The following is a 288-nucleotide window of genomic DNA, read 5'->3' as shown; positions in this document are numbered from 1 at the left end:
ACGCAGGCGCCGGTCGGCGGTGGGCGCTAGGCGCTGCTGCTCGTGCCGGCGGTGTCGGTCGTGGCCGCGCCGGTGCCCGTGGTGGCCGGTGGCGGGGCGGTGCAGCCCGCCAGCGAGGCGATGACGGCAACAACGGCTGCAGTAGCGGCCCACTGGAGCACGTAGTTGAGGCGCTGTTGTCGTTGCTGCTGCAGTGCTTGCGACGTGGTCATGAAAGTCTCCTTGTCCGGAAAGTGGCGACCCGAAGGGCCAATGCTCTACAGACGATTACTTCTCGACGATTTTGAA

The 288-nt window shown here is 66.3% G+C and carries 1 protein-coding gene; it reads right to left on the bottom strand.

Features of this window, described 5'->3' with window-relative positions; all coding sequences use genetic code 11:
- Nucleotides 1–26: 26 nt before the first annotated feature.
- Nucleotides 27–212 (bottom strand): hypothetical protein, encoded by a 186-nt coding sequence (locus ACZYSP_RS35520; RefSeq protein ID WP_489019256.1) that lies wholly within the window; start codon nucleotides 210–212, stop codon nucleotides 27–29.
- Nucleotides 213–288: the final 76 nt, after the last annotated feature.

This window comes from Variovorax sp. F042 (assembly GCF_057814215.1).
The sequence above is the reverse complement of the archived record's forward strand: the minus strand, read 5'-3'. Positions and strand labels throughout refer to the sequence as shown.